Origin of the sequence: Nocardioides sp. 31GB23 (assembly GCF_040012395.1) — a bacterium.
GTDB lineage: Bacteria > Actinomycetota > Actinomycetes > Propionibacteriales > Nocardioidaceae > Nocardioides > Nocardioides salarius.
The window spans coordinates 62,333-71,759 of record NZ_JBDYKJ010000016.1 but is presented as its reverse complement, the minus strand read 5'-3'; the positions used below and the strand labels follow the sequence as shown (position 1 = coordinate 71,759).

Annotated in this window: 8 protein-coding genes; all 8 read left to right on the top strand. The window is 72.2% G+C overall.

The window, feature by feature from the left end; genetic code table 11:
- On the top strand, positions 1-2,514 hold a 2,514-nt coding region (gene infB / locus ABKW28_RS07250; protein WP_348607725.1), incomplete at its 5' end, for a translation initiation factor IF-2.
- A gap of 145 nt (positions 2,515-2,659) precedes the next feature.
- Positions 2,660-3,160: a 30S ribosome-binding factor RbfA gene (rbfA, locus tag ABKW28_RS07245; RefSeq protein ID WP_348607722.1), complete on the top strand. Its 501-nt coding sequence runs from the start codon at positions 2,660-2,662 to the stop codon at positions 3,158-3,160.
- Positions 3,157-4,062, top strand: a complete 906-nt coding sequence (truB, locus tag ABKW28_RS07240) for a tRNA pseudouridine(55) synthase TruB (protein ID WP_348607719.1) — start codon at positions 3,157-3,159, stop codon at positions 4,060-4,062. The genes rbfA and truB overlap by 4 nt, the downstream gene beginning before the upstream one ends.
- Before the next feature lie 21 nt (positions 4,063-4,083).
- Complete coding sequence (locus tag ABKW28_RS07235) at positions 4,084-5,031, top strand: bifunctional riboflavin kinase/FAD synthetase (RefSeq protein ID WP_348607716.1); 948 nt, start codon at positions 4,084-4,086, stop codon at positions 5,029-5,031.
- 4 nt (positions 5,032-5,035) lie between these two features.
- Positions 5,036-6,085, top strand: a complete 1,050-nt coding sequence (locus ABKW28_RS07230; RefSeq protein WP_348607713.1) for a hypothetical protein — start codon at positions 5,036-5,038, stop codon at positions 6,083-6,085.
- 92 nt (positions 6,086-6,177) lie between these two features.
- Entirely contained in the window at positions 6,178-6,417 is a 240-nt protein-coding gene (locus tag ABKW28_RS07225) for a DUF6458 family protein (protein WP_348607710.1), read from the top strand.
- 177 nt (positions 6,418-6,594) lie between these two features.
- Positions 6,595-6,870 carry a 30S ribosomal protein S15 gene (gene rpsO, locus ABKW28_RS07220; RefSeq protein ID WP_193670462.1) on the top strand — a complete coding sequence of 92 codons (276 nt, stop codon included), beginning with the start codon at positions 6,595-6,597 and terminating at the stop codon, positions 6,868-6,870.
- A gap of 300 nt (positions 6,871-7,170) precedes the next feature.
- Entirely contained in the window at positions 7,171-9,402 is a 2,232-nt protein-coding gene (locus ABKW28_RS07215) for a polyribonucleotide nucleotidyltransferase (RefSeq protein WP_193670498.1), read from the top strand.
- Positions 9,403-9,427: the final 25 nt, after the last annotated feature.

Sequence of the window (9,427 nt, the reverse complement as noted above, 5' to 3'; positions counted from 1 at the left end):
CCCGAGACCCCTGCCGCGCCCGCCGCCGAGGCGCCCGCCGCCGCGTCCGCGCCGCGTCCGGGCCCCAAGCCGGCTCCGCGCCCGGCCGCCAAGCCCGCCCCCGAGAAGGCCGAGCCCCAGGCCCCGGCCGCCAAGTCCGACGGCGGCGAGGGCGGCAAGCCGGCCCCGCGGCCGGTCGGTCGTCCCGGCACCCCGCGTCCGGGCAACAACCCGTTCTCCTCGAGCCAGGGCATGGGCCGCAAGCCCAGCTCGGCTCCCGGTGGCGAGCGCGGCCCGTCGGCGCCCGGCACCGGCGACCAGCGCCCGCCCCGTCCGCCGGCCGGTCGTGACGGCGGCGCCCCCGGGCGCTCCGGCATGCCGCGCCCCAACCCGGCGATGATGCCCAAGTCCCCAGCCGCCTTCGGCTCGGGCCCCGGCGGCCGTCCCGCTCCGGGTGCCGGCCGTCCCGGCCCCGGTGGCCGTCCCGGTGCTCCCGGTCGCGGTGGCGCCGGTGCCCCGGGTCGCCCCGGTGGCGCGCCCGGCGGCTTCGCCGGTCGCCCCGGCGGCGGTGGCCGCCCCGGTGGCGGTCGTCCCGGCCAGCGCGGTCAGACCCAGGGTGCCTTCGGGCGTCCCGGGGGTCCCTCGCGTCGTGGTCGCAAGTCGAAGCGGGCACGTCGTCAGGAGTTCGAGGCCATGGAGGCCCCGACCCTGGGCGGCATGCGCGTCCGCAAGGGCAACGGCGAGGTCGTGCGCCTGGCGCGCGGCGCCTCGCTGACCGACTTCGCCGAGAAGGTCGGCGTCGACGCCGCCCAGCTGGTGCAGATGCTCTTCCACCTCGGCGAGATGGTCACCGCGACCGAGTCGGTCAACGACGCGACGCTCGAGCTGATCGGCGAGGAGCTCAACTACGTCGTGCAGGTCGTCTCGCCCGAGGACGAGGACCGCGAGCTGCTGGAGTCCTTCGACCTCGAGTTCGGTGAGGACGAGGGCGACGAGTCCGACCTGATGGTGCGGCCGCCGGTCGTCACCGTCATGGGTCACGTCGACCACGGCAAGACCAAGCTCCTCGACGCGCTGCGCAGCGCCAACGTCGTCGACAAGGAGGCCGGTGGCATCACCCAGCACATCGGTGCCTACCAGGTCACCACCGACGTCGACGGCAACGAGCGACGCATCACCTTCATCGACACCCCGGGTCACGAGGCGTTCACCTCGATGCGTGCTCGTGGTGCCCAGGCCACCGACATCGCGATCCTCGTGGTCGCGGCCGACGACGGCGTGATGCCCCAGACCATCGAGGCGCTCAACCACGCCAAGGCGGCCGGTGTGCCGATCGTGGTCGCGGTCAACAAGATCGACAAGGAGAGCGCGGACCCGACCAAGGTCCGTGGTCAGCTCTCCGAGTACGGCCTGGTGCCCGAGGAGTACGGCGGCGACGCGATGTTCGTCGACGTCTCGGCCAAGTCCGAGCTCAACCTCGACAAGCTGCTCGAGGCCGTCGTGCTGACCGCCGACGCCTCGCTCGACCTGCGGGCCAACCCCGAGCAGGACGCGCAGGGCCTGGTCATCGAGGCGCACCTCGACCGCGGTCGCGGTCCGGTCGCCACGATCCTGGTCCAGCGCGGCACGCTGCGCGTGGGCGACTCGATCGTGGCGGGCCCGGCGTACGGCCGGGTGCGCGCCATGCTCGACGAGCACGGCGAGTCGATCACCGAGGCCGACCCGTCGCGTCCCGCGATGGTGCTGGGCCTGACGGCCACCCCGGGTGCGGGCCAGAACTTCCTGGTCGTCGACGACGACCGGATGGCCCGCCAGATCGCCGAGAAGCGCGAGGCGCGCGAGCGTGCGGCCATGCAGGCCAAGCGTCGCGTCCGCCGCACGCTCGAGGACTTCATGGCCTCCATGGAGAAGGGCGAGAGCCAGGAGCTCAACCTGATCCTCAAGGGCGACGTGTCCGGCTCGGTCGAGGCGCTCGAGGACGCCCTGTCCGGCCTCGACGTCGGCGACGAGGTCAGCCTGCGGGTCATCGACCGCGGTGTCGGTGCGATCACCGAGACCAACGTCGACCTCGCCGCCGCCTCCGACGCGATCATCATCGGCTTCAACGTCCGGCCCCAGGGCAAGGCGACCGAGATGGCCGACAAGGAGGGTGTCGAGATCCGCTACTACTCGGTCATCTACCAGGCGATCGAGGAGATCGAGGCGGCCCTCAAGGGCATGCTCAAGCCCATCTACGAGGAGTCGACCCTGGGTCAGGCGGAGATCCGCGCGATCTTCCGCTCCTCCAAGATCGGCAACATCGCGGGCTGCATGGTCACCAGCGGCCTGATCCGGCGCAACGCGAAGGTGCGGGTCATCCGCGACGGCAACGTCGTGGCCGACAACCTCGACCTGGCCTCGCTGAAGCGGGAGAAGGACGACGCCGCCGAGGTCCGCGAGGGCTTCGAGTGCGGTCTGGTGCTCAAGAACTTCCAGGACATCAAGGAGGGCGATGTCGTGGAGGCCTTCGAGATGAAGGAGATCCCGCGGGCCTGACGGCCCTCCCGCCTCCGGCGGGACAGGAAGGCATGGCGCTCGCTCCGCTCGCCGCCTCTCCTGTTCCGCCGGACCAGGCTCGCTCCGCTCGCGGTCCGACGGGCTCGCACCGCGAGCGACACCAACTCATGAGCAGGACAGAACTATGACCAACCCCCGGGTGCGCAAGATCGCCGACCGGATCCAGGTGATCGTCGCCGAGATGCTCGAGCGTCGGGTCAAGGACCCGCGTCTGGGTTTCGTGACCGTCACCGACGTGCGCGTCACCGGCGACACCCAGCACGCCAGCGTCTTCTACACCGTGCTGGGCGCCGCCGGCCCCGGCGCCACCGACGACGAGGAGGCCCAGCTCGTGGCCACCGCGGCGGCGCTGGAGTCGGCCAAGGGGCTGCTGCGCTCCGAGGTCGCCAAGCAGCTCGGCATGCGCCTGGCGCCCACGCTGGAGTTCATCCACGACGCGCTGCCCCAGACCGCACGCCAGCTCGACGAGGTGCTCGCGCGGGCGCGGGCGCAGGACGAGGCCGTCGCCGCCCAGCGCGGCGCGGCGTACGCCGGCGAGGCCGACCCCTACAAGAAGCCCCGCGAGGAGTCCGCCGAGGACGCCGCGGACGACGACGCCGCGGACGAGGACGAGCCGGAGGCGTGAGGCCCTCCGCGCCGGTGACCCCGGGGCTGGTCGTGGTCGACAAGCCCGCGGGGATCACCTCCCACGACGTCGTCGCCCGGGTGCGACGCCTGGCCGGCACCCGCAAGGTCGGGCACGCGGGCACCCTCGACCCGATGGCCACGGGCGTGCTCGTGCTCGGGGTCGACCGGGCCACCCGCCTGCTGGGCCACCTGATGCTCACCGAGAAGGCGTACGACGCCACGGTGCGGCTGGGGGTCGCGACCGGCACCGACGACGCCGAGGGCGAGGTCAGCGCCACCGCTGGCGCCGCCGGCGTCGACGAGCAGCAGGTGCGGGCGGCCCTGACCGGCTTCGTGGGCGACATCGAGCAGGTCCCGACCGCCGTCTCGGCGATCAAGGTCGACGGCAAGCGCGCCTACCAGCGGGTGCGCGACGGCGAGCAGGTCGAGCTCGAGGCACGACCGGTGACGATCCACGAGCTCGTCGTCCACGACGTGCGCAGGAGCACCGTCGAGGACCTCGAGGGTCTCGAGGTGCTCGACGCCGACATCACGATGCGCTGCTCGTCGGGCACCTACGTGCGTGCGGTCGCCCGCGACGCCGGCGCCCTCCTGGGCACCGGCGGCCACCTCACCGCCCTGCGCCGCACGGCCGTGGGCCCCTACGACCTCGGCGTCGCCCGCACGCTCGACGAGCTGGCCGACGACTTCGCGGTGCTCCCGCTGGCCGTGGCCGCACGGGCCGCCTTCCGGGCCGTCGACCTCGACGAGCAGCAGGCCCGCGACGTGCGCGTGGGTCGTCCGCTCGACCTGGCGCTCGACACCCTGACCGGCGTCTTCGACCCCGACGGGGAGTTCCTCGCCCTCTACGAGCCGCGCGAGGGCCGGGCCCGTCCGGTCGCGGTGTTCGTGCAGGGTTGAGCCGGGGATAGGGTCGTGCCCGTGCAGCTCTGGCGTTCCCTGGACGACGTGCCCGCCGACCTGGCCCGCACCGTCGTCACCATCGGCAACTTCGACGGCGTGCACCTGGGTCACCGCCAGGTGCTGGCTCGAGCGCGTCGCGTGGCCGACGAGCGCAGCCTGGCACTCGTGGTGGTCACGTTCGACCCGCACCCCATGGCGGTGCTGCGTCCCGAGCACGCGCCCACCTCGTTGACCACGCTCGAGGCCCGCGCCGACCTGCTCGGCCGGGCGGGCGCCGACGCGGTCCTGGCGCTGCCCTTCGACCGTGACGTGGCCTCCTGGTCGCCGGCCGAGTTCGTCGACCGGGTCCTGGTCGAGGCCCTCGGTGCCGCGGCCGTGGTGGTCGGTGCCAACTTCCGCTTCGGCCACCGGGCGAGCGGCGACGTGGCGACCCTGGTCGAGCTCGGCGGCCCGCGTGGCATGAGCGCCGAGGGCATCGAGCTCGACGGGGGCCCGCAGGTGTGGTCCTCCACCTACGTGCGCACCTGCCTGGCCGCCGGCGACGTCGCCGGCGCGGCCGAGGCGCTGGGACGGCCCTACGCCGTGCGGGGCGAGGTGGTGCGCGGCGACCAGCGCGGGCGCGACCTGGGCTACCCGACCGCCAACGTGCCGGTCGACGCGCGCACCGCCGCCCCCGCCGACGGCGTGTACGCCGGGTGGCTGCGGCGTCTCGACACGGGGGAGACCCTCCCGGGGGCGATCAGCGTCGGCACCAACCCGACCTTCGCCGGCGAGCGCGAGCGCCGGGTCGAGACCTACGTGCTCGACCGCACCGACCTCGAGCTCTACGGCGTCGAGGTCGAGGTCGGCTTCGTCGAGCGGCTGCGCGGGATGACTGCCTTCGACTCCGTCGACGAGCTGCTCGAGCAGATGGCCGCCGACGTCGCGGGCGCTCGCGAGCTGCTGCGCGAGACCCGGGGGGCCTGAGCGCGTGCCGTCGCGCCCCTCGCTGCCGCTGCGCGGACGGCACGGTCGTGGCGACGACCCGCTCGAGCGCACCGACTCGTGGTTCCTGGCCAACGGGCTGTCCTACTTCGTGCCCGAGAAGCGCACCGAGGCCCGGGCGGCGCTCTCGCCCCGGCGCACCGTGCCGCGGCTGCTGCTGGTGGCCCTGGTCGCCGCGGCGGGCGGCGGCGCGCTCGCCTGGGTGACCGGGCAGGTGAGCGCCGCTCCCGCGGTGGTGCTGTCGCTGGTCATCGCCGCCACGGTCGTCTACGCCCTCACCGTGCTCCACGCACGCCCGATCGTGACCTGGGCGCTGGCACGCACCGTCGCCGGGCTGCGCTCGCTGCTGCCGCTGGCGACCCGGGCGCTGCCGCTGCTGCTGGTCTTCGTCACGTTCCTGTTCATCAACGCCGAGGTCTGGCAGCTCGCGGCCGAGCTCGAGACCGGTGCACTGTGGCTGGTCGTGCTGCTCTTCGCAGTGCTGGCGGTGGCGTTCCTGGCGGTGCGGCTGCCCGAGGAGGTCGACAAGGTCGACGACGAGGTCGACGACGCCTTCCTGGTGCGCGCCTGCGCCGGCACCCCCCTGGAGGCCGAGTGCACCCGCCTGGTGGCCGACCCCGACGCCGACCCGGCGTCGTACGCGACGGTGACTGGCTTCGAGCGCGCCAACCTGGTGGCGTTCATGGTCGTCATCCAGGCCGCGCAGGTGCTGCTGATGGCCGGCGGCGTGCTGGTGTTCTTCCTGCTCTTCGGGGCCCTGACCATGGGCGTCGACGTGCAGTCGGCCTGGACCGGGCTCGAGCAGGACGACATCACCAAGCTGCCCTACCTGGTGCAGGTCTCGGTGCCGCTCGGCAAGGTCTCGCTGTTCCTGGCGGCGTTCTCGCTGCTCTACCTGGCGGTCTCGACCGTCACCGACGACACCTACCGCGAGCAGTTCTTCGGCCGGGTGACCCGCGAGCTCGAGCGGGCCGTGGGCGTGCGGGCGGTCTACCTGGCACTGCGCGCGCAGCGCGACACCGAGGGCCCCGTCTAGTCAGGGGTTTAGCCGGACGCCCCGGTGGACATCATGCTCGAGGCGCCCCATGCCCTCCCCTGATCGGGGCGCCACCGACGAAAGGACACACCATGGGTTACGGACTCGGAGCCTTCCTGCTCGCGGTCGGCCTCATCCTGGCGCTGGCCGTCCAGGACGCCGTCGACGGCGTCGACCTGCAGATGATCGGCTGGATCCTGACGATCGTCGGTCTCGGCGTCATCATCCTGAGCGCTGTCACGCTCAACTCGAACCGTCGCAAGGGCACGGTCGCCACGACCACGCACTCCGACGGGTCGATCACCGAGCGGCGCACCGAGCACGACGTGTGAGTGCTCCTCGCTGCGCCCGCCACGAGCGGCGTCCGGCCCGGGATTTCGGGTTGGGCGCCGCTCGTCGCTATTGTTGCCCGGTTGCCGTAGAACGGCCGCGGACCAAGAGTGCCCGGGTGAACAGGCCCCGGCGCGCCGCGCAGCGAGAGCCCCAGCAGGGGCGAGAAGGGAGCCCGCATGTCGATCGGAACCGACGCGGAGACCAAGAAGAAGATCATCGCAGAGTACGCCGTCGCCGAGGGCGACACCGGCTCGCCCGAGGTGCAGATCGCGCTGCTGAGCCACCGCATCAGCCACCTGACCGAGCACCTGAAGACCCACAAGCACGACCACCACAGCCGTCGTGGCCTGCTGCTCCTCGTGGGTCAGCGCCGCCGGCTGCTGAACTACCTCAACAAGTCCGACATCAGCCGGTACCGCTCGATCATCGAGCGCCTGGGTCTGCGTCGCTGACCACGCACCACTCGTGAAGGGCGGAGCGGCTGCCCGACTGGGCAGCCGCTTCGTCGCATTCCGGGCCCGGAGCACTAGGCTCGGGCCTGCACAACTGAAGAACCCACACCAGGAGCGACCCGCGCGCACCGGCCCGGTCCTCGGTAGTGGCTCTCAGCACCGCGAGCGAGCGGTCTGCGGGCCTCGATCGAAGACCGGCCCCCGCACCACCGGCGGGCCTGGCAACGCCCCCCGCCACGCAGCGGGACGCGGCGGATCGCTCCGTGAGAAGGACAAGGATCCCTTTTGACTGAGAACACCATGGCCGAGCCCGTCATCTCCGCTGTCGAGACCGTCCTCGACAACGGCAAGTTCGGCACCCGCACCATCAAGTTCGAGACCGGGCTGCTGGCCCGCCAGGCCGCCGGTTCGGTGACCGCCTACCTCGATGACGACACGATGCTGCTCTCGGCGACCACCGCCGGCAAGCACCCCAAGGACCACTTCGACTTCTTCCCCCTGACGATCGACGTCGAGGAGCGGATGTACGCCGCGGGCCAGATCCCCGGCTCGTTCTTCCGCAGCGAGGGTCGCCCGGGCGAGGACGCGATCCTCACCTGCCGCCTCATCGACCGGCCGCTGCGCCCGACCTTCAAGAAGGGCCTGCGCAACGAGGTCCAGGTCGTCATCACGGTGATGGCGCTCAACCCCGACCAGCCCTACGACGTGCTCGCGATCAACGCCGCCTCGATCTCCACCCAGCTCTCCGGCCTGCCGTTCTCCGGCCCCGTCGGCGGCGTGCGCGTGGCGCTCATCGAGGGCCAGTGGGTCGCCTTCCCGACCCACACCCAGCTCGAGGACGCCGTCTTCGACATGGTCGTGGCCGGTCGGGTCACCGACACCGGCGACGTGGCCATCATGATGGTCGAGGCCGAGGCCACCGAGCAGGCCTGGACCCTGATCCAGGGCGGCGTGCAGGCGCCCACCGAGGAGGTCGTGGCCAGCGGCCTCGACGCCGCGAAGCCCTTCATCAAGCAGCTGTGCGACGCCCAGGCCGAGCTGGCCAACGTGGCCGCCAAGCCGGTCCAGGACTTCCCGGTCTTCCTCGACTTCGAGGACGACGTCTACGAGGCGGTCTCCTCGGCGGTCAAGGCCGACCTGAGCACCGCGATGACCATCGGTGACAAGCAGGAGCGCGACGCGCGCACCGACGAGCTCAAGGCCGGGCTGCTCGAGAAGCTGGCCGGCCAGTTCGAGGGTCGCGAGAAGGAGATCGGCGCGGCGTTCCGCGGCCTCAACAAGGAGGTCGTGCGCGAGCGCGTGCTGCGCGACAAGGTCCGCATCGACGGTCGCGGCCTCGCCGACATCCGCCCGCTGCACTCCGAGGTCGGCCTGATCCCGCGCGTGCACGGCTCGGCGCTGTTCGAGCGTGGCGAGACCCAGATCCTGGGCGTCACGACGCTGAACATGCTCAAGATGGAGCAGCAGCTCGACACCCTCTCCCCGGAGAAGTCGCGCCGCTACATGCACAAGTACGTCTTCCCGCCGTTCTCCACCGGCGAGACCGGTCGCGTGGGCTCGCCCAAGCGCCGCGAGGTCGGCCACGGCGCCCTGGCGCGCCGCGCGCTGCTGCCGGTGCTGCCCAGCCGCGAGGAGTTCCCCTACGCGATCCGCCAGCTCTCCGAGGCGATGGGCTCCAACGGCTCCACCTCGATGGGCTCGGTCTGCGCCTCCACGATGTCGCTGCTGCACGCGGGTGTCCCGCTGCGCGCCGCCGTCGCCGGCATCGCGATGGGCCTCATCTCCGGCGAGGTCGACGGCCAGACGCAGTACGTCGCGCTGACCGACATCCTCGGCGCCGAGGACGCGTTCGGTGACATGGACTTCAAGGTCGCCGGCACCCGCGAGTTCGTCACCGCGCTGCAGCTCGACACCAAGCTCGACGGCATCCCCGCCGAGGTGCTGGCCGCCGCGCTGACCCAGGCCCGCGACGCGCGCCTGGCGATCCTCGACGTGATGGCCGAGGCCATCGACGCCCCCGAGGAGATGTCGCTGCACGCGCCGCGGATCATCACCGTCAAGGTGCCCGTCGACAAGATCGGCGAGGTCATCGGCCCCAAGGGCAAGGTGATCAACCAGATCCAGGACGACACCGGCGCCACGCTGTCGATCGAGGACGACGGCACCGTCTACATCGGTGCCACCAACGGCGAGGCTGCCGAGGCGGCCCGCTCGGCCGTCAACGCGATCGCCAACCCGACGATGCCCGAGGTCGGCGAGCGCTACCTCGGCACCGTCGTCAAGACGACGAACTTCGGTGCGTTCGTCTCGCTGATGCCGGGCAAGGACGGGCTGCTGCACATCAGCAAGCTGCGCGGCCTCGCCGGCGGCAAGCGGGTCGACTCCGTCGAGGACGTCGTCTCCGTCGGCCAGAAGCTCCAGGTCGAGATCGGCGAGATCGACGACCGCGGCAAGCTCTCCCTCGTGCCCGTGCTCGAGGAGGGCGCCGAGGGCGCCGACGAGGTCGTGGACGAGAGCACCGAGCAGGAGTGACCTCCCGCGCCTGACCAGCTGCACC

Excerpts from the sequence above, each read along its gene's own strand:
- rbfA (WP_348607722.1), top strand. The coding sequence starts at position 2,660 with ATGACCAACCCCCGGGTGCGCAAGATCGCCGACCGGATCCAGGTGATC.
- rpsO (WP_193670462.1), top strand. The coding sequence starts at position 6,595 with ATGTCGATCGGAACCGACGCGGAGACCAAGAAGAAGATCATCGCAGAG.
- ABKW28_RS07225 (WP_348607710.1), top strand. The coding sequence starts at position 6,178 with ATGGGTTACGGACTCGGAGCCTTCCTGCTCGCGGTCGGCCTCATCCTG.
- ABKW28_RS07215 (WP_193670498.1), top strand. The coding sequence starts at position 7,171 with ATGGCCGAGCCCGTCATCTCCGCTGTCGAGACCGTCCTCGACAACGGC.